This window comes from Mesobaculum littorinae (genome assembly GCF_004011175.1).
Taxonomy (GTDB): domain Bacteria; phylum Pseudomonadota; class Alphaproteobacteria; order Rhodobacterales; family Rhodobacteraceae; genus Tranquillimonas; species Tranquillimonas littorinae.
The window spans coordinates 131,876-153,699 of sequence record NZ_RQXX01000007.1 but is presented as its reverse complement, the minus strand read 5'-3'; the positions used below and the strand labels follow the sequence as shown (position 1 = coordinate 153,699).

Below are 21,824 nucleotides of genomic sequence, written 5' to 3'. Positions count from 1 at the left end.
TGAAACTCAATGAGTCCAGAGCCGAGATACCCGCCGATCACGAAGAGGCCGATGCCGGCTTCACCGACGTTCTTTTCCGGGAACGGCCTGTGAAGGCGACCTCAGCGCATGCGAAGAAGATCGCCACGCACCCTCCCTGCCCCTCCGATCCGGCCGCGCGCCACCGGCCTGATCGATCCGACATCCCGGTCCAAGCAAGGGTGCCCCGATTGCTGCGCCTTAATTGCTTCGGCGACTTCGTCCCCGTCCCCTTTGAAGCAGCGTCGCGTCCGGGCCGATGTTCAGCCCTGGCCGGCCCACGGCGCGGGCCCCTCGGGCAGGCTGCGGCCAAAGACGTTTTCCCGGTGCCAGCGCAGGTTCTCCGGATGCGGCACGTTCCGTGGGTCCTCGGGCCTGACCAGCTTGCCATCGGGCGCCAGCAGACGCCCCACGACGTCCCCGGGCACCTTGTTGTGAGAGACGAGGATCGTCTCGCAGTCGTCGGCGACGGAGATCAGGCCGCGATCGAACATCCAATGGAGCGTGCCGGAGAGGGCGAGACCGTTGCGCACCGAGTCGCTGCCCTGGCTTTCCACGGGGCGGATATGCGCCGCCTGCACCTCCGGCCGCCCGCCGCCATTGCGCAGCATCAGCCCCGACATGGCGCAGCGGTAGCCATACGCCTCCCGCACCTTCCGGCGGAACGCGACCTCGCGGTAGGGCCTCCGGGTAAGGCGCTCGAGCACCGGACGCTCGAAGACCTCGGCGCCCTCACCCAGCTCGGCCGGTTGCGGGTCGTAGCGCGTCGCCTCGATCTGCTCCAGCTCCTGCGGCAGCCCGAGATTGACGATGCGGGCGAAATCCGCCTCGGGCAGCCGCCGCACGGCACGCTGCACCGCACCGCCTTTCTTCGGCGTCCCGTCCGGCTCGGTCAGCGCCGCTTCCATGGGGCGTCCCTCCACCAGCCGCGGCACTTCCCGGTCAAAGGAAAGGAAGGTCCCGGGCTCGATCATGGCGAGGAACCGCCCCTCGGCACCGGGCTTCGGGATCACCCGCTCAATCTTAGCCACCGCGAAATAGCCCCGAGGGCCTGCCTTCACCGGCTCGTAGTAGACGACCCAGTCACCCACCGCGTCCTCGATGGCCTTCAGGTAGGAGCGCGGGAAGTCATAGACGTCGTCCGGCACGTCATCATAGATCGAGTCGGCCTTGTGGAGGAGGACAAGCTTCACCATGCGCCCAGGAAAGCGGTAACAGGCGGAGATGCAAGGGTTTCTTGTATGGCGAGCGCGCGCATCGCGCCTTGCGCTTATCCCGGCGCCGACGCGCGCCCCTGAAGTCCAGCAACGGCCTGGGGCAGTGCAAACAGCCGCCAGGCAGAGCCCCCTGCCCCCTCAGCTCAGCACAGGCTCAGTCCACATCCCAGAGGTCGGGATCGCGTGCCGCGCCGATGGCTGTCCAGAGAATGCGTAGTCGGGCGATGCGCGTGTCGCCCCATGTTCCGAAGCGCAGAGTATACCCCTCGGCCGTGACGTCGACGGCGGTCACGTCGCCGCGCTGGTTGCTGCCGGCATCGGTGTCCCACATGCTGACGGCCACATGCACCACCGGAGGATCCCGGAACGGAGTGTCGAAGCGGACATCCTGCAGAATCTCGCGGGGGCCGGCACCGGTCCACATCTCGCCGTCATGCTTGAAGTCCGAGAACAGCAGGACCTGCCCCTGCGCCACCCCGATCTGCTGCTGGTCGAACCGCCGCATGGCCGTCTCCTGCCCCTGAACGTCCTCCACGGCCCTGCGACCGTCATCATATAGAAAAAGGCCCCGGGCAGGTGCGCCGGGGCCTCTTTATCATGTGCGAGCGTTCCGGAACGCGCCCGTTGGGTCGCGCGGCCCGGTGCGCCGCTACAGGTTCGGCTGACGCGGGTTCAGCCCAACATGCGTGCCCATGGCCACCATGTCCGACAGCACCTTGGCGATGTCGTCCGCCGCCGAATGTTCGCCGGCGTCGCGGGCACGTGCATGGGCCTTTTCAGCCTCGACCATGTAGCCCTCGAGAACCTCCTGCGTCACGTCGCTGGTGTGCAGCGACTGCTCGGCCAGCACCGAAACGCTTTCGCCGTTGATCTCGGCGAAGCCGCCCGTCACCGCGTATTCGTCGACCCCGCCGTCGGGGCCGTCGATCCGCAGGATGCCGGGACGCAGCGTGGTGATGACCGGCACGTGGCCGGGCCCCGCCGTCAGATCGCCGTCGGCACCGGGAATGCGGACCTCGGTCACCTGACGCGACACGAGCCGCCGCTCGGGGCTGACCAGATCGAATTGCATCGTGTCGGCCATGGTCCCTCCTTACGCCGCTTCCGAGGCGAGCCGCTCGGCCTTGGCCTTCACGTCCTCGATGCCGCCAACCATGTAGAAGGCGCTTTCAGGCAGGTGATCGTATTCGCCGGCAACCACGGCCTTGAACGATGCGATCGTGTCTTCCAGCGGAACCTGGATGCCGGGCGTGCCGGTGAAGACCTGCGCCACGTCGAAGGGCTGGCTGAGGAAGCGCTGGATCTTCCGGGCGCGGGCCACGGTCAGCTTGTCCTCTTCCGACAGTTCATCCATGCCGAGAATGGCGATGATGTCCTGCAGCGACTTGTAGCGTTGCAGGATCCCCTGCACGTCACGCGCCACCTGATAGTGCTCTTCGCCCACGACCTGCGGATCGAGGATCCGGCTGGTCGAGTCGAGCGGGTCCACGGCCGGGTAGATGCCGAGTTCCGAGATCGCCCGGTTCAGCGTGGTCGTGGCGTCGAGGTGGGCGAAGGACGTGGCCGGCGCAGGGTCGGTCAGGTCGTCCGCGGGCACGTAGATCGCCTGCACGGAGGTGATCGAGCCGGCCTTGGTCGAGGTGATGCGTTCCTGCATCTGGCCCATGTCGGTGGCCAGCGTCGGCTGGTAGCCCACGGCCGAGGGGATACGGCCCAGAAGCGCCGACACCTCGGACCCCGCCTGCGTGAAGCGGAAGATGTTGTCGACGAAGAACAGAACGTCGGTCCCGGACTGGTCGCGGAACTGCTCGGCCAGGGTCAGGCCGGTCAGGGCGACGCGGGCACGGGCCCCCGGCGGTTCGTTCATCTGGCCGTAGACCAGCGCCACCTTCGATTCCGACAGGTTGTCGGGGCGGATGACGTTGCCTTCGATCATCTCGTGGTAAAGGTCGTTACCTTCACGCGTCCGCTCGCCCACGCCGGCGAACACGGAGAAGCCCGAGTGCACCTTGGCGATGTTGTTGATCAGTTCCTGGATCAGAACCGTCTTGCCCACCCCGGCGCCGCCGAAGAGGCCGATCTTGCCGCCCTTGGAATAGGGCGCCAGCAGGTCGATGACCTTGATGCCGGTGACGAGGATCTCGGAACTGGTCGACTGTTCCGAAAAGTCGGGCGCGGGCTGGTGGATGGCGCGGTGTTCGTCGGCCTCGATAGGGCCGCCTTCGTCCACGGGCTCGCCGATGACGTTCAGGATGCGGCCCAGCGTCGCGTTGCCCACAGGCACGGTGATCGGTTTGCCGAGGTCGGTCACGGACTGACCGCGCACCAGGCCTTCGGTCGAGTCCATCGCGATCGTGCGAACCGAGCTTTCGCCCAGGTGCTGCGCAACTTCGAGCACCAGCCGCTTGCCGTTGTTGTCGGTTTCGAGGGCGTTCAGGATCTGGGGCAGGTGGCCGTCGAAATGAACGTCCACCACGGCGCCGATGACCTGGGTCACTCGTCCTTCTGCGTTTGCCATGTTGTTGTCTCCGGTCCTAGAGCGCCTCGGCGCCCGAAATGATCTCGATCAGCTCGTTGGTGATGACGGCCTGGCGCGTGCGGTTGTATTCGATCGTCAACTTGTCGATCATCTCGCCCGCATTGCGTGTGGCGTTGTCCATCGCGCTCATCCGCGCGCCCATCTCGGACGCGCCGTTTTCCAGCAGGGCGGCGAAGATCTGGGTCGCCACGCTGCGCGGAAGAAGATCGGCGAGGATCTGTTCTTCCGACGGCTCGTAGTCGTACTGCGCCGAGGCCGCCTGCTCACCCTCGTCCACCGCGTCGAACTTGGCAGGAATGATCTGCTGTTCGGTCGGCTTCTGGCTGATGACGCTTTCGAAACGGCCGTAATAAATGGTGGCGATGTCGAATTCGCCCTCATCGAAACGGCCCAGGATGTCCTGCGCGATCTCCTGCGCGTTCGAGTAGCCGACGCGCTTGACCTCGGAAAGGTCGACGTGGCCCACGAACTTGTCGCCGTGGTCGCGACGCAGCATATCGCGGCCCTTCTTGCCGACGGTCAGGATCTTGACGGTCTTGCCCTCGCCCACCAGCTGCTGGACGCGGTAGCGGGCAAGCCGCGTGATCGAGGCGTTGAAGCCCCCGCACAGGCCGCGCTCGGCGGTCATGACGACGATCAGATGGGTCTGGTCGTCGCCGGTGCCCGCCAGCAGGCGCGGAGCGGTCGAACTTCCTTCGACCGACCCGGCAAGCTGCGCCATGACCGCGTTGAAACGGTCAGTGTAGGGCCGCGCATTCTCTGCGGCCTCTTGCGCGCGGCGCAACTTCGCCGCGGCGACCATCTGCATGGCCTTCGTGATCTTGCGCGTCGACTTGACGCTCGAGATCCGGTTCTTGAGGTCCTTGAGGCTCGGCATTCAGTTATCCCCGGGCTCAGGCGAAGTCTTTGGCGAAGTCGTCCAGAACCGCCTTGATCTTGTCTGCGGCGTCGCCCTTGATCTTGGGGTCTTCCGTGGTGATCCACTCCAGCAGGTTCTTCTCGGACCGCAGGTGCTGCAGCAGGCCGCGTTCGAACCGGCTGACATCCTTCACCGCGACCTTGTCGAGGTAGCCGTTGGTGCCGGCGAAGATGACGCAGACGATTTCCGCGTTGGTCAGCGGAGCATACTGCGGCTGCTTCATCAGCTCGGTCAGGCGCGCACCGCGGTTAAGCAGGCGCTGGGTCGAGGCGTCGAGGTCCGACCCGAACTGCGCGAAGGCCGCCATTTCGCGGTACTGCGCCAGTTCCAGCTTCACCGGGCCGGCGACCGACTTCATCGCGTTGGTCTGCGCGGCAGAGCCAACCCGCGACACCGACAGACCGGTGTTCACGGCCGGACGGACGCCCTGGTAGAACAGGTCGGTTTCCAGGAAGATCTGGCCGTCGGTGATCGAGATCACGTTGGTCGGGATGAACGCCGACACGTCGCCGCCCTGGGTTTCGATGATCGGCAGCGCCGTCAGCGAGCCCGAGCCGTTTTCCTCGTTCAGCTTGGCCGAACGTTCCAGCAGGCGGGAGTGCAGGTAGAACACGTCGCCCGGGTAGGCTTCGCGGCCCGGCGGACGGCGCAGCAGCAACGACATCTGGCGATACGCCACAGCCTGCTTGGACAGGTCATCGTAGATGATCAGCGCGTGGCGGCCGTTGTCGCGGAAATACTCGGCCATCGCGGTCGCGGTGTAGGGCGCGAGGTACTGCATCGGCGCGGGGTCCGACGCGGTCGCGGCGACGACGGTGGTGTATTCCAGCGCGCCCGACTCTTCGAGACGCTTGTAAAGCTGCGCCACGGTCGACCGCTTCTGGCCGATGGCGACGTAGATGCAGTACAGCTTGTCGCCCTCGTCGGTGGCGGCGTCGTTGTACGACTTCTGGTTCAGCACGGTGTCGAGCGCGACGGCGGTCTTGCCGGTCTGGCGGTCGCCGATGATCAGCTCGCGCTGGCCGCGGCCGATCGGGATCATCGCGTCGATGGCCTTGAGGCCGGTCGCCATGGGCTCGTGCACCGATTTCCGCGGCATGATGCCCGGCGCCTTGACGTCGGCCACCCGGCGTTCGGTCGCGTCGATCGCACCCTTGCCGTCGATCGCGTTGCCGAGACCGTCGACCACACGGCCCAGAAGGCCCTCGCCGACGCCGACGTCCACGATCGAGTTGGTGCGCTTGACGGTGTCGCCTTCGCGGATGTCACGGTCCGAGCCGAAGATCACGACGCCGACGTTGTCGGCTTCGAGGTTCAGCGCCATGCCCCGGGTGCCATCGGGGAATTCGACCATTTCGCCGGCCTGGCAGGAATCGAGGCCGTGGACGCGGGCGATCCCGTCACCGACGGACAGCACGCGGCCGACCTCGGAGACTTCGGCTTCCGCCCCGAAGTTCTTGATCTGCTCCTTGAGGATAGCAGAGATTTCGGCTGCCTGGATTCCCATTATCCGACCTCTTTCATAGCATTCTGGAGGGAAAGGAGCTTCGAGCGGACCGACGTGTCGATCATTCTCGAGCCCACCTTGACGATAAGACCGCCGATGAGCTTCTCATCGACGGTCGTGTTCAGCTTGATGTCGCGGCCGACCTGGGCCTTGAGCGTTTCGGCGAGGCGGGCGCGCTGATCGTCCGACAGCGCCTGTGCGGCGGTCACCTCGGCGGTGACGACGCCCTTTTCCTCGGCGATCATGGCGCGAAGTTCGGTCAGCAGCTGCGGCAGAACGAACAGCCGCCGCTTCGACGCCATCAACTTGAGCGTGTTGACCAAGATCCCGGTCAAACCCATTTTCACCGCGACGGCGCCGATGGCGGCCTCCTGCGCGGTACGGGTGTAGATCGGCGAGTGGATCAGATCGCGCAGGTCCGCGCTTTCCGACAGCGCCGCATCCAGCGCATCGACGTCGCGATCCACCGCATCGAGCGCGTTGTCTTCCTTGGCCAGTTCGAAGATGGCCGTGGCATAGCGTTGCGCAATGCCGGTTGAAATCGAAGCTGGTTCGGACACGTCCACCCTTTCGACATCGTTATATGCCCCGCACCGTCCCGTAGCCGGGGCAGCGGAGGCTCTGCTTGGATCATGCTGGTAAGCATGTCATCGAAATCGGCGTGGGTGTAGCAGAGGCCTCCCCTACCCGCAACAGCCAACACCCCGCCATGATGCGTCAATGCGTCGTGCAGGAACAATACGTGGCGTATCCGCCGCGCCCTGTCGCGCGACCGCCAAGATCCCCCACACCGACCGTCCGCGGCAACCTGCGAGACCGCGCACCGCCCTGCCCCGCGTTCGCGTCATGGGTGATTGCTGCGGTGGTCTTCCGGTCCGATTCTGGACCGACCCGGCGCGGCGTGGGCTCACGGCACTTGCGCCTCAGACCGGGCGCGCCTCGGGCTGGGCGATACCGTCGAGCGCGCGCAGCGGCCTGCTGACCGCCTCGGGCAGATTGGGACGCGTGGGCGCATGGACCTGCTTCACCGCCTCAACGATCAGCACGCCGCCGGCATAGTGGTTCGAAATCCGCCGCCCCGCGTTTTCCCAGATCGGCCCGGTCTTCAGCCAGAACCGCTGGTCCGAAGGCGGCTGGAACAGGGCCGCGGCATGGCGTTCCGCGCGGAAATCATGCCGCGCCAACTGCGCCTCGAGCTGGCTCAGGCTATAGGGACGGCCGAAGCCGAAGGGCGTGCGGTCGCGCCGCGCCCACAGGCCCGCGCGGTTCGGCACGATGAACAGCGCCCGCCCGCCGGGGCCCAGAACCCGCCAGCATTCGTCCAGCACCGCCGCCTGGTTTTCCGAGGTTTCCAGCCCGTGCAGCAGGATCAGGCGGTCCACCTGCCCCGTCTGCACCGGCCACAGCGTCTCTTCGCACAGGACGGACACGTTGGGCATTCCCGCGGGCCAGGGCATCACCCCCTGCTGGCCCGGCATCAGCGCCGTCACCCGCCGCGCCTCGGCGAGATACGGCCGCAACAGCGGCGCCGCGAAACCGAATCCCGCCACCGTCTGTTTATGGGCCTCGGGCCACAGCCGCTGCACCTGGCCCCGGATCGCCTTTTGCGCCGCACGGCCCAAAGCCGTGCGGTAGTAGAAGGTTCGAAGATCCAGCACGTCGAGATGCATTGCCGCGGCCCGGAAATGTCGCATGTCCTGATGCGAAGATAGGAACAAGGAGCCCGGAACGCCATGCCGCTTGAAATTCTCACAGTGCCGTGTCTCGCCGACAACTATGCCTTCCTGCTGCACGATCCCGCCTCGGGGGAAACCGCGCTGGTCGACGCGCCCGAGGCCGGGCCGATCCTGAAGGTGCTCGACGATCGGGGTTGGCGTCTGAACCACGTTCTGTTCACGCACCACCACGACGACCACGTGGCCGGCCTGCCCGAGCTGCAGACCCACCAGCCCGACCTGCGCACCATCGGCGCGGCGGCGGACGCCAACCGGTTGCCCCCGCTCGATCTTGCCGTGACCGAGGACGAGCCCTTCGAGATGATGAACCACGAGGTCCGCGTGCTGGACGTGCCGGGCCATACCGTCGGCCACATCGCCTATTGGATCCCGCAGGGCGAGGCCGTGTTCACCGCCGACACCCTGATGGCGCTGGGATGCGGGCGCCTGTTCGAGGGCTCGGCCGAGATGATGTGGCACAGCCTGTGCAAGATCGCCGCCCTGCCCGACCGGACCGTGGTCTACTCGGGTCACGAATACACCCAGGCCAACGCGCGGTTTGCCCAGACGATCGAGCCCGACAACGTTGCGCTGCAGAACCGGATCGCCGGGATCGAGGCGTCGCGTGCGGCGGGCAAGCCCACGGTCCCCTCGACGCTGGCCGAGGAGAAAGAGACCAATCCCTTCCTGCGCGCCCACTTAAACCCGGTAAAGGCCGCCCTATCTATGGAAGGAGACGACGACGCCGCCGTGTTCGCCGAGATCCGGCAGCGCAAGGATGCCTTCTAGCCCGCCCATTCCTGCGCCCCACCCGGGTCTTTCGTATCGTTCACGCAATTTGTGAGCGGCACGCGGCAGTTTTCTCTTGAAGCATGGCCCGGAACAACCAAGCTTTAACCTTGTGAGGCCACGGTCAGGACGGGCCCCGACCCATCCCGGCCCAAAGACAGGAAGGAGCACGCCGCGTGCCTTCATTTTCGAATACGCTCGAGCAAGCCATCCACGCCGCGCTGGCGCTGGCCAACGCCCGCCGGCATGAACTCGCAACCCTCGAACACCTGCTTCTGGCTCTCGTCGACGAACCTGACGCCGCGAAGGTCATGCAGGCCTGTTCGGTAGACCTGGAAGAGCTTCGCAGCGTTCTCGTCGATTTCATCGACGACGACCTGTCGACCCTGATCACCGAGGTCGAAGGCTCCGAAGCCGTCCCCACCGCCGCGTTCCAGCGGGTGATCCAGCGTGCCGCGATCCACGTCCAAAGCTCTGGCCGGACCGAGGTGACCGGCGCCAACGTGCTGGTCGCCATGTTCGCCGAACGCGAATCGAATGCCGCCTATTTCCTGCAGGAGCAGGACATGACGCGGTATGACGCAGTCAACTTCATCGCTCACGGGGTCGCCAAGAATCCCTCGTTCGGTGAAAGCCGGCCTGTCTCCGGAGCTCCGGAGCTCGAGGAAGAGATGGCGAGCGAGGATGGCGGAGACCAGAAGGAATCGGCGCTTGGCAAGTACTGCGTCGACCTGAACACGAAGGCCAAGAAGGGCGACGTCGATCCCCTGATCGGACGCGAGCACGAGGTCGAGCGCTGCGTGCAGGTGCTATGCCGTCGGCGCAAGAACAACCCCCTGCTGGTCGGCGACCCCGGTGTAGGCAAGACGGCCATCGCGGAAGGTCTGGCGCGCAAGATCGTGAAGGGCGAGGTGCCCGAGGTCCTGTCCGGCGCCACGATCTTCAGCCTCGACATGGGGGCCCTGCTTGCCGGGACCCGCTATCGCGGCGATTTCGAGGAACGGCTCAAGGCCGTGGTGACCGAGCTTGAGGAACACCCCGACGCGGTGCTCTTCATCGACGAGATCCACACCGTCATCGGCGCCGGCGCCACCTCGGGCGGCGCGATGGACGCCTCGAACCTGCTCAAACCCGCGCTGCAGGGCGGCAAGCTGCGCTGCATGGGCTCGACCACGTACAAGGAGTTCCGCCAGCACTTCGAAAAGGACCGGGCCCTGTCGCGCCGGTTCCAGAAGATCGACGTCGCCGAACCCTCTGTCGAGGATGCCGTGAAGATCCTGAAAGGGGTCAAGGAGTACTTCGAAAAGCACCACGACATCAAATACACCGCCGACGCCATCAAGTCGGCTGTCGAGCTGTCGTCGCGCTACATCAACGACCGCAAGCTGCCCGACAAGGCCATCGACGTCATCGACGAGGCCGGCGCGGCGCAGCACCTCGTGGCCGAATCGAAGCGACGCAAGACCATCGGCACCAAGGAGATCGAGGCCGTGGTCGCCAAGATCGCCCGGATCCCGCCGAAGAACGTCAGCAAGGACGATGCCGAGGTTCTGAAAGACCTCGAAGGCACGCTGAAGCGCGTGGTGTTCGGACAGGACGCGGCGATCACCGCCCTCTCCTCGGCCATCAAGCTGGCGCGGGCAGGCCTGCGCGAACCCGAAAAGCCCATCGGCAACTACCTCTTTGCCGGCCCCACCGGTGTCGGCAAGACCGAGGTGGCCAAGCAGCTGGCGGATTCGCTGGGGGTCGAGATGCTGCGTTTCGACATGTCGGAATACATGGAGAAGCACGCGGTCTCGCGCCTGATCGGCGCACCTCCGGGCTACGTGGGCTTCGACCAGGGTGGCATGCTCACCGACGGCGTGGACCAGCACCCGCACTGCGTGCTCCTGCTCGACGAGATCGAGAAGGCGCACCCGGATGTCTTCAACATCCTTCTGCAGGTGATGGATCACGGCAAGCTGACCGACCATAACGGCCGGGCGGTGGATTTCCGCAACGTGATCCTGATCATGACGTCGAACGCGGGCGCCGCGGAACAGGCCAAGGCGGCCATCGGCTTCGGCCGCGACCGCCGCGAGGGCGAGGATACCGCCGCGATCGAGCGGACGTTCACGCCCGAGTTCCGCAACCGTCTGGACGCGGTCATCAGCTTCGCGCCGCTGCCCAAGGAGGTCATCCTGCAGGTGGTCGAGAAATTCGTCCTCCAGCTTGAAGCACAGCTTCTGGACCGCAACGTCAGCATCGAGCTGTCGCCCGCGGCCGCGCAGTGGCTGGGCGACAAGGGCTACGACGACAAGATGGGCGCCCGCCCGCTGGGTCGCGTGATCCAGGAGTACATCAAGAAGCCGCTGGCCGAGGAATTGCTCTTTGGCAAGCTGTCCAAGGGCGGCGTGGTGCATGTCGGCGTCAAGGACGGCGAAATCGATCTTCGGATCGATCCGCCCGAGACCCGGCGCCTCGGGTCCAAGAAGCCACCGCTTCTGACCGCCGAGTGATCCGCGCCGGCCTTGCGGCGGTTCTGACGCTCACCCTCGCGGCGCCCGCCGCCGCGAGGGACCCCGTTTTGAACATGCCCATCGCCTGCACGCCGGGCGACGACTGCTACATCCCCCGATACTTCGACGCTGACCCGTCCTCCGGGGCGGCTGATTACATGTGCGGCCCCCTGACGGACGACGCGCATTACGGAACGGATTTCGCCGTTCCTTCGCTGGCCGTCATGGAGGCCGGGGTGGACGTGCTGGCCGCGGCCCCCGGCACCGTCCTCGCCATTCGCGACGGCGAGGAGGACCGCATCAAGGGCGCCGAGGACCTTGCCGCGATCGAAGGGCGCGAATGCGGCAACGGCGTGGTCGTGGCCCATGGCGACGGGTGGGAAACCCAGTATTGCCACCTGAAGAAGGGCTCGATCACCGTCACCGAGGGGCGGCGTGTGGCCAAGGGCACGATGCTCGGGCAGATCGGACTTTCGGGAAAGACCAATTTTCCCCATGTCCACCTGTCGGTGCGCCATGACGGGCGCGACATCGATCCCTTCGCGCCGCGCTCGCAGGCCTCCTGCGGCGACGACGACGTGCGCCCCGAGGACATGCTGTGGCAGGAGCCCCCGGCCTATAGCCCCGGTGGCCTGATCGCGACGGGCTTTGCCGATGCGATCCCCGACTACCAGACCGTCAAGGCGGGCACTGCCGCCAACGACACCCTGCCCGCCGAAGCCGCCGCGCTCGTGATCTGGGGCTATGCCTACACCGGACGTGCGGGCGACGAGATGGTCTTCGACATCACCGGGCCCGATGGCCCCGTGCTTTCGGAAACCGTGTCGCTGGAGCAGTCCCAGCCCGCCTTCTTTCGCGCCGTCGGTCGGCGCAGCCCCGAAGGCGGCTGGCCCATGGGCAACTACGAGGGCGAGGTGCGGCTGATCCGGGACGGCAAGATCATCCAGTCCCGCCCCGCCACCACCCGCATCGAATAGACCCGCGGCCAGTCCGCCCGGCGGCCTGTCGGGCGGCCGTTAACCCTGGGCCAAGCCGCCGAACGAACGGCTTCGGACCGACGGCACCCGCGCCTCAGCGTTCGGTCAGCTTCAGCTCGATCCGGCGGTTCTGGGCGCGGGCCTCGGCGGTGCCGGCGGTGTTTACCGGGCGGTATTCCCCAAAACCCGTGGGGGCCAGGCGGTCGGCGGGGAATCCCAGATCCTCGGTCATGAAGCGCACGACCGACAGCGCCCGGGCCTGACTCAGCTCCCAGTTATCTTCGTAGGCCGCGGTGGGAAGCAGGGGCACATCATCGGTGTGGCCGTCGACGCGGATCACCCAGTCGATATCGTCGGGTATCTCGTCGGCCACGTCGAAGAGAAGCCGCGCGACCTCGGCAATCTGCGCCCGGCCCGCGTCGGACAGGTCGGCCGAGGCGCTGTCGAACAGCACCTCGGAGGAAAAGACGAAGCGGTCGCCGACAATCTGCACGCCCTCGCGGTCGTCAAGCACGTCGCGCAGCTGGCCGAAGAACTCGGACTGGTAGCGTTCGAGACGTTCGCGTTCGGCGGCCTCCATCTGGGCGCGCTCACGCTCGGCCGCGAGCGCGCGGGCCATCGCGGCGTTGACCTGCCCGCCCAGACGGTCGATCTGCACCTGCGCCTCTTCATCCCGTTCGTCGGCGAGGTCCAGAAGCGTCTGAAGCTTGCCCAGCTCGGACCGCAGCTGGGCCACCTGCTGGTTCAGTGCCTCGACCTTGCGCTGGCCTTCATCTGTCAGGCTCTCTTCGTCGGACAGGGCGGCCCGCGCCTGTGCCAAAAGCTCGGCCTGACGCTCGGCTTCGGTCAGGCGGGCCTCGGCCGCGGCTTCCGCCTCGCCCTGCGCGGCCAGCGCCGCGGCCAGCCGATCGCGCAGGTCGCCGGCCTGTGCCTCGGCTGCGTCACGCTGCGAGAGCAGGTCCGCGATGCGCGCATCGGTGTCTGCCGTGGCATCCTCGGCCAGGGCGCGGGCGGCCAACGCGGCCTGCAACGCGGTTTCGCTTTGCGCCAGATCATCCGCGGCCGCATCGCGCGCGGCCAGCGCCGCGGCCAGACGCTCCTGCAGATCGGCCTGATCCGCCCGCGCGGTGTCGAGCGCGTCGGTGCGGGCGGCAAGGCTGGCCTCGGTTTCGGTCTGCGCCAGCAGCGCGGCGGCCAGACGGTCGTTCAGTGCCGCGCGATCCTCTTCCGACGCCGCAAGCCGGGCATCCGCCTCTTCCGAAGACACCAGGGCCGCGGCGAGACGGGTGTTCAGGTCGGCCCGGTCGACCTCGGCCGCGTCCAACGCCGATTGCAACGCGTCGACCTGCTCGGCGTTGCTGTCGCGCGCAAGGACGGCGACGGCCAGCCGCCGGTTGAGGTCGGCACGATCCTCGTTCGCCGCGTCCAGCTGCTCGACGGCGCTGTCGCGGGCCAGGACGGCCGCGGCAAGCCGGGCATCCAGATCCTTTTCGGCGGCGCGGGCCGCGGCCAGCAAGGTCAGCGTCTCTTCCGCCTCCCTGCGCCGCTCTTCCAGAGCAAGGGACATCGCTGTCAGCTCGGCCTCGGACGAGGCGAGCCGGGCACGCAGCGCTTCGGCTGCCGCGGCTTCGGCGAGGCGCGCCTGCTCTTCGGCATCAAGCGTGTCCTGCCGATCCGCCAGACGGTCGCGGAGGGCCTCGGCGGCGGCCAGCTCCTCTAGACGGCGGGCCTCCTCCTGCGACAGCTCGTCCTCAAGCTCGGAGACGCGGGCGGTCAGCGCCTGCGTCTCGCCCGCGCGATCGTCAAGCCGCGCCAGCGCGTCCGTCAGCGAGGCCTCACTTTGCGCCACCTCGGCGCGCAGCTCGGCGGTCAGGCTTTCCAGCGCCTCGCGGCGGGCGGCGGCAAGGCGCGCCGCCTCGGCTTGCGCGTCAATCTCGTCCCGGGCCGTGGCCAGGGCGAGGTTCAGCGCCTCTTGTTCGGAGACAAGCGCGGTGCGCTCGGCCTGCGCGGTGTCGCGTTCGGCGATCAGGCTGGCGACGCGATCCTCGAAACTGGCGATCCGGTCATCCTGCCGGGCGCGTTCGGCGGTCAGCGCAGAGATCAGATCCGCCTGTTCGGCCGCACGATCCCGCGCCGCGGCAAGGTCGGCGGACAGGCTTTCATTCGAGCTTTCCAGCGTCTCGGCCCGGTCGCGTTCCAGCCCCAGAAGACGGGTCAGTCCCGCGACCTCGCCCGACAATTCGTCCAGCTGGCTTTCCTGCCCGGTGATGGTTTCGCGCAAGGTGAACTGCACCACCATGAAGATGGTCAGCACGAACATCATCACCAGCAACAGCGCCGTCATGGCATCGACGAAGCCGGGCCAGATCGGGGCCGAGGCCCGGGCGGAGGAACGTCGCGACAATGCCATAGCTCGGTGCGCCCCCTATCAGCCGCGGCTGCCGCCCACCCGGCCCAGATCGCCACCGGGACGACCGGCGGGCGCCTGGTTGCGCACCGCCCGCAGCAGCTGGCGCAGGTCCTGCCGCAACTCGCTGGTCGCCTCCTGCCGGCCGGCCGAGATCTCTTCGAGCAGGCGCAGAAGCTGCACGTCGATCGACCGCAGGCGCATCCGGCTTTCCGCGTCGATACCGCCCGAGGCCTGTTCGATCTGCGCCTCCAGCACCTCGGCCAGGCGCCCCTGCCCCTCGGCCACGCGGTCGAGCGACGCGGTCACGCTGCCCTCGGCCTCCATCCGGGCGGTCAGCCGCTCAACCGAGCCCGCCAGATCCGCCAGCCGCGCATCGACCTGCGCCCGGCTTTCGTCCGACGCGACATAGAGCGCCTGCAGCCGGTCCATCTGCTGGGCCACATGCTCCATCATCGAGGCGATCATGGCCTGATCCGAGGACATTTCGCCTTCGCCCGTGGAAAAGCCCAGCCGGGTGATCGACGACAGCCATTCCTCAAGCTCGCGGTAGAACCGGTTCTGCCCGTGGCCCGCGAAAAGCTCCAGCAGCCCCACGACCAGCGACCCGGCCAGCCCCAGAAGGGACGAGGCAAAGGCCACGCCCATGCCGCCCAGCTGCGCCTCGAGCCCGCTCATCAGGCGCGAAAACACCTCCATCCCATCCTCGCCCTCTTGCGGGGCAAGGTTGCGGATGGTGTCGACGATGGCCGGAACGGTGGTGGCAAGACCGTAGAAGGTGCCGAGAAGCCCGAGGAAGATCAGAAAGTTGGCGATGTAGCGGGTGATGTCCCGCTCTTCGTCGATGCGGGTGGCGACGGAATCCAGGATCGACCGCGACGAGGTGGGCGAGATCTGCATCGCCCGCCCGCGCGACCGCATCAAGGCGGCCAGCGGCGCCAGCAGCCGCGGCGCGGCGACGTTCTCGTGGCCCGGATTGCCTGCGGCGTGGCCTTCGATCCAGTTGACGGAGCCCACCAGCTGCATGACCTGCCAGAAACAGGCCATTACCCCCAGCACGAAAACCAGCCCGATGAAGCCGTTCAGCCAAGGGTTGGCAAGGAAGACGGGCGCCACGCGGGGAAACGCCACGTAAGCGCCCAACGCCACCAGAACCAGCACGATCAGCATCATGACGATCTGCCGCACCGGCTGGGAAAACTGCGCCGCGGCCTCGCGGTCCGGCTCGCTCATCATAGACGGGTCCTGACCTTGTCGTTGCGCCGCAGCATAAGCGCGACGCAGGGGAAATCAAACGGGCGAATCGGACGCGCCCCCTTTTTCTATGTCACGAACGCGGGCGGCGAGCCATTCAAGCGCCTCGTCCCCGATCCCCAGATCGGCAAGATGTTCGGCGGTGTTGTAAAGATATTCGGCATTGGGCCCGCGCCCGCCATGCGCGTGGGCGATGATGCGCGCCTGCTCGTCCAGCTCAAGCTCGCAATACTGCACATGCGCGGGGTCGATGACATAGGCCAGCGCCTCGACCTGCCTCCCGTCTACCAGATCGAGCGTCACGTGACGTTCGAGATAGGCCGAGGAGATGAGCTCGCGTTCACGCAACGCGGTCAGCGTCACCTCTTCGGCGCCCTCCTCGACCCGGAAGGCCAGGCCGGTGCAGGTGTCGCCCGCCGCCTCGGCCAAAGCCAGGACCAGGCCGGGCGTTTCAACACTGCCGCGGTGGTGGATCGAGCGCATGCAGAACGACCGGGCATAGCCCGGCAACGTGGCGACGATCCGCTCAGCCTCGGGAAAACCGGGGTTCCAGATCAGCGATCCGTAGCCGAAGACCCACATCGGGCGGTTCTGCATCTTGGCCGTTCTCCTTCGATCATGGCCCTTGCGGCCGCAGACTTGTAAACAACATCCCAGTTGGGGGGAAAGGGCCGGAATGCGACTGTTGAAAATCCTCGTCGGGCTTCTCGTCGTCTTCACAGTGGTGTGGAGCGGATACTGGTTCGTCGGACGGGCCGCGATCGCACGGCACGTGCCGGGCATCTTCGAAGAGATCCGGGCCGGCGGCCGCGTGGCCGAGGCGTCGGAGATCGCGACGTCGGGCTTTCCCAACCGGTTCGACACCACCATCACCGCCCCGCAGTTCGGCGATCCGCAGGCGGGGTGGCACTGGCAGGCGCCGTTCGTGCAGATCCTTGCCCTGTCCTATCGGCCGAACCACGTCATCCTCGCCCTGCCGCATACCCAGACGCTGACCCTGCCCGACGCGCAGCTCAATATCCTCAGCGACAGCATGAAGGGCAGCGTCGTCGTAGCCCCGAACACCGATCTGGCTCTGAACCGCGCCACCTTCGTCGCCCGCGACCTGTCGATCGAGGGGAATAACGGCGCCGGCGCGACGCTGGCCGAGGCGCGCGCCGCCCTGCGCCTGATGCCGGCCGCAACAGCGACCTACGAGATCGGGATCGAGGCCCTCGACCTTTCCCCGGGGTACGAACTGCATCGCATCCTCGACCCGGGCGACCGCCTGCCCGAAACGGTCGAGCGGCTGCACCTCGACGCGACGGCCGAATTTGCCGCGCCGCTGCGCGCTACCGGCGCGCCGCAGACACCGCGACGCATCTCGGTGTCGGACCTCAGCGGCCACTGGGGCGAGATCGAGATCGCGCTGCGCGGCGACCTCGACATCGATGCCGCGGGCGTGCCGACGGGGCGGCTGACGGTGACGGCGCGCAACTGGCGGATGCTGTTGGCGCTGGCGACGGATTCCGGACTTATCACCCCCGACATGGCCCGGGGGGCCGAGGGCGGCCTTGCGATGATGGCGGGCGTCGGCGGATCCGGCGCCGCGGCCGGGGGCGAGGCAGAGGGCGGCGCGACCATCGAGGCGCCACTCAACCTGCGCGACGGCGGCATCTACCTAGGTCCCCTGCCGCTGGGCCCCGCGCCGCGCCTGCGGGTCCGCTGAGGACGGGGGCGTGAGCGACCGGCCTCTCCTGCGCAACGGTACGGCCCGGCGGCTGTTTCTCGACCGGCACGGGCTGCTTGCGCCCCCCTCCGGGCCCGGGCGCGGGGCCGACCTGATGTCGGTCATCCGGGGCCTGGGCTTCGTGCAGCTCGACAGCGTCTCGACGGTCGAGCGTGCGCACCACATGATCCTCCACGCCCGCCGCACCGCCTACCGTCCGGCGCATCTGGCCCCGCTTCTGGACCGCGACAGGCTGCTCTTCGAACACTGGACGCATGACGCGGCGATCTTGCCAACAGACTGGCTGCCGCACTGGCGTCACCGCTTCGCGCGCGATGCGGCCCGGTTGCAGCGCCGCTGGAAGACATGGCGCGAACCGGGGTACGAGGCGCGCTTCACCCCCGTTCTCGACCGGATCGCCGCAGAGGGGCCGCTGCGGTCAGACGACTTCACGGGCGAACGCCCCGGGCGCAGCACCGGCTGGTGGGATTGGCACCCGTCCAAAACGGCGCTCGAATACCTCTGGCGCACCGGGCAGCTGGCCGTGGCGCGGCGCGACGGGTTCCGCAAGGTCTACGACCTTGCCTCGCGCATCTACCCCGACCATCCGCAGGTCTCCGAGACCGAGACGCTCGACTGGGCGGCGACCGCCGCGCTGGACCGGCTGGGCTTTGCCTCGCCCGGGGAACTCGCGGCGTTCTGGGATCTCGCCACGCCCGAGGAGATGAAGACATGGGCCGTTGCCGCGGCAAACAGCGGCATGGTCGAAGAGATCCTGGTCGAAGGCGCCGACGGGCGCCGCCATCCGCGGCTTGCCCGCCCCGGCACCGTCGCCGAGGCCCAAGCGCTGCCGCCCGCGCCCGGCCAGATCCGCGTGTTGTCACCCTTCGACCCGATGATCCGCGACCGTGCCCGGACCGAGCGGCTCTTCGGCTTCCACTACCGGATCGAGATCTTCGTGCCGGCCCACCGCCGCCGCTGGGGCTACTACGTCTTTCCCCTGCTCGAGGGCGAACGCCTGGTCGGCCGCATCGACATGTCCGCCGACCGCAAGGCCGGCGCCCTGCACGTCGCCGCCCTCTGGCCCGAACCCGGCGTGCGCATGGGCACGGGCCGGCGCGCCCGGCTCGACGCCGCGCTGGCCCGCACCGCCCGCTTCGCAGGCCTCGACACGGTCACATGGGCCCCCGACGCACTGCGCCCGGACTGACCGCACAAAACTCTCGCACGCCCATCATTTCTCCTTTTCGAAAATACTCCCGCCGGAGGCGCAGGTCTCCTGCCCGCGCAGGTCAGCGGCAGTAGGGCCCGCGGCCCGAGGCCGGCACGTCGAGATGCAGGTGATCCTGGTGATACCGGTCCGCCTCCGGTCCCAGAACGGTGCCGAAGGGCCCGCAGGCCCCCTGGTGCAGCCGGTGCCAGAGCGGCCCGGCCTGCGGATCGCGCCAGCCGCGCAGGATGTCGAGCGTCGTGCCGTCGCGCAGGACGACGGCGCTGATGTCGATGGCCCGGCCCCGGCCATGCTCGGACACCTTCGCCCCCGCCCGGTTGTTGCGCGTGCGGCAGATGTAATGTGCGGCGACGTGCAGCTGCGCCAGGCCGCCGCCCGCGCGGCCCACGGCTGGCTTGGCGGTCCGGGTCACCCATGTCCCGAGCGCCCGCGCCGCCCCGCAATCCAGCGTCGCGGGCTGGCTGAGCGTCACGCCCGCCACCGCTGTCACCTGCACAGGCTCGGCGATGCCGCACCCCCTTGTGCTGCTGCGGATGCGTGGCAGGCGTTGCCCCGTCAGCTGAGGGTCGCCGCAGATAGCGCCGCCGCGTCGCTGCCCCATCGCCGGCACCACGTCGGGCCGCCCCGGGGGGCGTGGCGAACTGAGCAACAGCGCCCCGCCCGCGCGGGTGACTTGCGGCCGGGATACCTGCATCCGCACTGCCGGCCCGCCGCCGGATGCCCCGGGACGCGCCTGCGGCCGCGGTGAGACGGCAAGGATTGGCTGGGTCTGGTCGGTCGTTGCCTTCTGCGACACGTCTCCGCCCCTGGCCGTGACCGGCTGGTTCGCCGAGGCGCCGGATACGGCGTCTGCCGCGCCTCGCTCCTCAGCCCCGGTCGCGGGCGTGCCCGGCGCCCCGTCGGTGGGGATCTGCCGGGCCCGATCGGCCCATGCGCCGGGTGCGGTCCCGCCAAGGGCCAGACCCAGGGCCAGACCCAGGGCCAGGACGATCGCCGTGCGTTTCATCCCGCCTTCTGCGCCCGGCTCAGGCCGCGCCCGAAATCCGGGGCATCGGTGTCCTGGCCCGCGTCGATGATCCCGCGGCGGATCGCCCGGGTGCGGGTGAAGTAGTCGAAAAGCTGGTCGCCGTCGCCGGTGCGGATCGCGCGTTGCAACGCGAACAGCTCTTCGGTGAAGCGGCCAAGTATCTCCAGCGTCGCATCCTTGTTGGTCAGGAACACGTCGCGCCACATGGTGGGGTCGCTGGCCGCGATGCGGGTAAAGTCGCGAAACCCGGCAGCCGAGAACTTGATGACCTCGCTATCGGTCACCCGCCGCAGGTCGTCGGCCACACCCACCATCGTGTAGGCGATCAAGTGCGGCGTGTGGCTGGTCACGGCGAGCACCAGGTCGTGATGCTCGGGGTCCATCTGCTCGACCTGCGCGCCGAGCGCCTCCCAGAAACCGCGCAGACGCTCGAGCGCGCCGGTCTCGGTGCCCTCCACCGGCACCAGCAGGCACCAGCGGTTGTCGAAAAGTTCGGCAAAGCCCGCGCGCGGGCCGGAATGCTCGGTCCCCGCCAGGGGATGCCCGGGGATGAAGTGCACGCCCGCCGGGATATGCGGGCCCACGGCCTCGACCACCGCCTTCTTGACCGACCCCACGTCGGTGACCGTCGCGCCGGGCTTCAGGTGCGGGCCGATCTCCTCGGCGACCGCGGCCATCGCGCCCACCGGCACGGCCAGCACGACCAGGTCAGCATCCGCCACGGCCTCGGCCGCGGTCGCAACGATGCGGTCGCACAACCCGATCTCTTGAGCTGTGGCGCGGGTCTCGGCCGACCGGGCCGTGCCCACGATGTCGCCTGCCACACCCGCGCGACGCATTGCGTGGGCCATTGATCCCGCGATCAGGCCAAGCCCGATCAGGGCGACGCGGTCGTAGATCACGCTCACGCCCGGTGTTCCCCGTAGGTATCGCGGAACCGCGCGACGGCGTGGACAACGCGGCGGCACGAGGCTTCGTCGCCCACCGTGATCCGCAGGCAGTTGGGCAGCTTGTAGCCCGCGACCTGCCGCACGATCAGCCCTTCGCCGCGCAGGAACCGGTCGCAGGCCTGCGCCTCGTCGGCATCGGTGAACCGCGCCAGAACGAAGTTCGCGCACGAGGTATCCGAAGGCACGCCCAGCTCTGCCAGCGCCTTGGCCAGCCAGGTGCGCATGCGCGCATTCTCGGCCCGGCAGCGGTCGGCCCAGTCGCGGTCGCGCACGGCGGCCTCGGCCGCGGCTAGCTGGGTTTCGGACAGGTTGAAGGGTCCGCGGATGCGGTTCAGCACGTCGATCACATGCGCGGGGCCGTAGCCCCAGCCGATCCGCAGACCGCCCAGCCCGTAAAGCTTGGAGAACGTCCGCGTCATGAAGACGTTGTCACGCTTGTCGACCAGCCCGGCGCCCCCGTCGAAACCATCCACGAATTCGGCATAGGCGCCGTCCAGCACCAGAAGCGTGTGCGGCGGCAGGTCGGCGGCCAGCCGCGCGATGTCGTTCGCACCGATCATCGTGCCCGTGGGGTTCGCCGGGTTGGCGATGAACACCAGCTTGGTGCGGAAACAGCAGGCATCGAGGATCGCGTCGACATCGACGGTCCGCTCACGCTCGGGCACCTCGACGGGGTGGGCCCCGGCGGCCAGGGTCGAGATGCGATACATCGAGAACCCGTGCTCGGTGTGGATCACCTCGTCCCCCGGGCCGGCATAGGCCTGGCAGAGAAAGTGGATGATCTCGTCCGAGCCCGCGCCGCAGATGACACGCTCGGCATCCAGGGAGTGCACCTCGGCGATCGCGTGGCGCAGGGCCGCGTGATCAGTGGGCGGATAGCGGTGCATCAGGTGAGCGGTGCGGCGCATCGCCTCCTTCGCGCTTTCGGGCGGGCCGAAGGGGTTTTCGTTCGACGACAGCTTCACCACGTCCGAGACGCCGTCGACATGGCTTGCCCCGCCCTGGTAGAGCGAGATGTCCAGGATGCCGGGTTGCGGATGGATGGCGTGGGTCATGAAGTTCCTCTTG

General features: G+C 67.9%; 19 protein-coding genes. 5 read left to right on the top strand and 14 right to left on the bottom strand.

What is annotated here, in order from left to right; translation table 11 throughout:
• Nucleotides 1–281: 281 nt before the first annotated feature.
• The 8 genes from EKE94_RS16665 to EKE94_RS16630 all read right to left on the bottom strand — a co-directional run bounded on the left by EKE94_RS16665 (nucleotide 282) and on the right by EKE94_RS16630 (nucleotide 7,870).
• Nucleotides 282–1,214 (bottom strand): HNH endonuclease, encoded by a 933-nt coding sequence (locus EKE94_RS16665; RefSeq protein ID WP_127907758.1) that lies wholly within the window; start codon nucleotides 1,212–1,214, stop codon nucleotides 282–284.
• Nucleotides 1,215–1,389: 175 nt separating this feature from the next.
• Nucleotides 1,390–1,740, bottom strand: coding sequence for an H-type lectin domain-containing protein (locus EKE94_RS16660; RefSeq protein ID WP_127907757.1), 351 nt, complete (start codon nucleotides 1,738–1,740; stop codon nucleotides 1,390–1,392).
• A gap of 144 nt (nucleotides 1,741–1,884) precedes the next feature.
• Complete coding sequence (locus tag EKE94_RS16655) at nucleotides 1,885–2,319, bottom strand: F0F1 ATP synthase subunit epsilon (RefSeq protein ID WP_127907756.1); 435 nt, start codon at nucleotides 2,317–2,319, stop codon at nucleotides 1,885–1,887.
• Between the two features lie 9 nt (nucleotides 2,320–2,328).
• Nucleotides 2,329–3,753 carry a F0F1 ATP synthase subunit beta gene (gene atpD, locus EKE94_RS16650; protein ID WP_127907755.1) on the bottom strand — a complete coding sequence of 475 codons (1,425 nt, stop codon included), beginning with the start codon at nucleotides 3,751–3,753 and terminating at the stop codon, nucleotides 2,329–2,331.
• A gap of 16 nt (nucleotides 3,754–3,769) precedes the next feature.
• Complete coding sequence (locus EKE94_RS16645; protein ID WP_127907754.1) at nucleotides 3,770–4,651, bottom strand: F0F1 ATP synthase subunit gamma; 882 nt, start codon at nucleotides 4,649–4,651, stop codon at nucleotides 3,770–3,772.
• Between the two features lie 16 nt (nucleotides 4,652–4,667).
• Nucleotides 4,668–6,200, bottom strand: a complete 1,533-nt coding sequence (gene atpA, locus EKE94_RS16640; RefSeq protein ID WP_127907753.1) for a F0F1 ATP synthase subunit alpha — start codon at nucleotides 6,198–6,200, stop codon at nucleotides 4,668–4,670.
• Nucleotides 6,200–6,760 carry a F0F1 ATP synthase subunit delta gene (locus EKE94_RS16635; protein WP_164870995.1) on the bottom strand — a complete coding sequence of 187 codons (561 nt, stop codon included), beginning with the start codon at nucleotides 6,758–6,760 and terminating at the stop codon, nucleotides 6,200–6,202. Before EKE94_RS16635 ends, atpA begins: the two co-directional genes overlap by 1 nt.
• 363 nt (nucleotides 6,761–7,123) lie before the next feature.
• Nucleotides 7,124–7,870, bottom strand: coding sequence for a class I SAM-dependent methyltransferase (locus EKE94_RS16630; RefSeq protein WP_127907772.1), 747 nt, complete (start codon nucleotides 7,868–7,870; stop codon nucleotides 7,124–7,126).
• Nucleotides 7,871–7,933: 63 nt separating this feature from the next.
• On the opposite strand from EKE94_RS16630, the gene gloB reads away from it, so the two are divergent.
• The 3 genes from gloB to EKE94_RS16615 all read left to right on the top strand — a co-directional run bounded on the left by gloB (nucleotide 7,934) and on the right by EKE94_RS16615 (nucleotide 12,179).
• Nucleotides 7,934–8,704: a hydroxyacylglutathione hydrolase gene (gene gloB / locus EKE94_RS16625; RefSeq protein WP_127907751.1), complete on the top strand. Its 771-nt coding sequence runs from the start codon at nucleotides 7,934–7,936 to the stop codon at nucleotides 8,702–8,704.
• A gap of 176 nt (nucleotides 8,705–8,880) precedes the next feature.
• Nucleotides 8,881–11,202, top strand: a complete 2,322-nt coding sequence (gene clpA / locus EKE94_RS16620; protein ID WP_127907750.1) for an ATP-dependent Clp protease ATP-binding subunit ClpA — start codon at nucleotides 8,881–8,883, stop codon at nucleotides 11,200–11,202.
• 74 nt (nucleotides 11,203–11,276) lie between these two features.
• On the top strand, nucleotides 11,277–12,179 hold the full coding sequence (locus EKE94_RS16615; RefSeq protein ID WP_127907771.1) for a M23 family metallopeptidase: 903 nt from the start codon (nucleotides 11,277–11,279) through the stop codon (nucleotides 12,177–12,179).
• A 94-nt stretch (nucleotides 12,180–12,273) separates the two neighbouring features.
• Here the strand turns inward: EKE94_RS16615 and EKE94_RS16610 are convergent, their stop codons facing one another.
• From EKE94_RS16610 to EKE94_RS16600, 3 genes are read right to left on the bottom strand one after another with little or no spacing between them, the layout of a single operon-like run.
• Nucleotides 12,274–14,589, bottom strand: coding sequence for a peptidoglycan -binding protein (locus EKE94_RS16610; protein WP_127907749.1), 2,316 nt, complete (start codon nucleotides 14,587–14,589; stop codon nucleotides 12,274–12,276).
• Nucleotides 14,590–14,607: 18 nt separating this feature from the next.
• On the bottom strand, nucleotides 14,608–15,819 hold the full coding sequence (locus EKE94_RS16605) for a biopolymer transporter ExbB (RefSeq protein WP_127907770.1): 1,212 nt from the start codon (nucleotides 15,817–15,819) through the stop codon (nucleotides 14,608–14,610).
• A gap of 57 nt (nucleotides 15,820–15,876) precedes the next feature.
• Nucleotides 15,877–16,422: a gamma-glutamylcyclotransferase gene (locus EKE94_RS16600; RefSeq protein ID WP_127907769.1), complete on the bottom strand. Its 546-nt coding sequence runs from the start codon at nucleotides 16,420–16,422 to the stop codon at nucleotides 15,877–15,879.
• A 94-nt stretch (nucleotides 16,423–16,516) separates the two neighbouring features.
• Between EKE94_RS16600 and EKE94_RS16595 the strand changes: the two genes are divergently transcribed.
• Nucleotides 16,517–17,548 carry a DUF2125 domain-containing protein gene (locus EKE94_RS16595; RefSeq protein ID WP_127907748.1) on the top strand — a complete coding sequence of 344 codons (1,032 nt, stop codon included), beginning with the start codon at nucleotides 16,517–16,519 and terminating at the stop codon, nucleotides 17,546–17,548.
• 10 nt (nucleotides 17,549–17,558) lie between these two features.
• On the top strand, nucleotides 17,559–18,758 hold the full coding sequence (locus EKE94_RS16590; protein WP_235856070.1) for a winged helix-turn-helix domain-containing protein: 1,200 nt from the start codon (nucleotides 17,559–17,561) through the stop codon (nucleotides 18,756–18,758).
• Nucleotides 18,759–18,840: 82 nt separating this feature from the next.
• Here the strand turns inward: EKE94_RS16590 and EKE94_RS18975 are convergent, their stop codons facing one another.
• Genes EKE94_RS18975 through hisC form a run of 3 tightly spaced genes read right to left on the bottom strand, consistent with a single transcriptional unit; the run spans nucleotide 18,841 to nucleotide 21,811 of the window.
• A complete protein-coding gene (locus EKE94_RS18975; RefSeq protein ID WP_235856069.1) occupies nucleotides 18,841–19,785 on the bottom strand; it encodes an extensin-like domain-containing protein in 945 nt (314 codons plus the stop codon).
• Nucleotides 19,782–20,714, bottom strand: a complete 933-nt coding sequence (locus tag EKE94_RS16580; RefSeq protein ID WP_127907747.1) for a prephenate/arogenate dehydrogenase family protein — start codon at nucleotides 20,712–20,714, stop codon at nucleotides 19,782–19,784. The genes EKE94_RS18975 and EKE94_RS16580 overlap by 4 nt, the downstream gene beginning before the upstream one ends.
• Nucleotides 20,711–21,811, bottom strand: coding sequence for a histidinol-phosphate transaminase (gene hisC, locus EKE94_RS16575; protein WP_127907746.1), 1,101 nt, complete (start codon nucleotides 21,809–21,811; stop codon nucleotides 20,711–20,713). Before hisC ends, EKE94_RS16580 begins: the two co-directional genes overlap by 4 nt.
• Nucleotides 21,812–21,824: the final 13 nt, after the last annotated feature.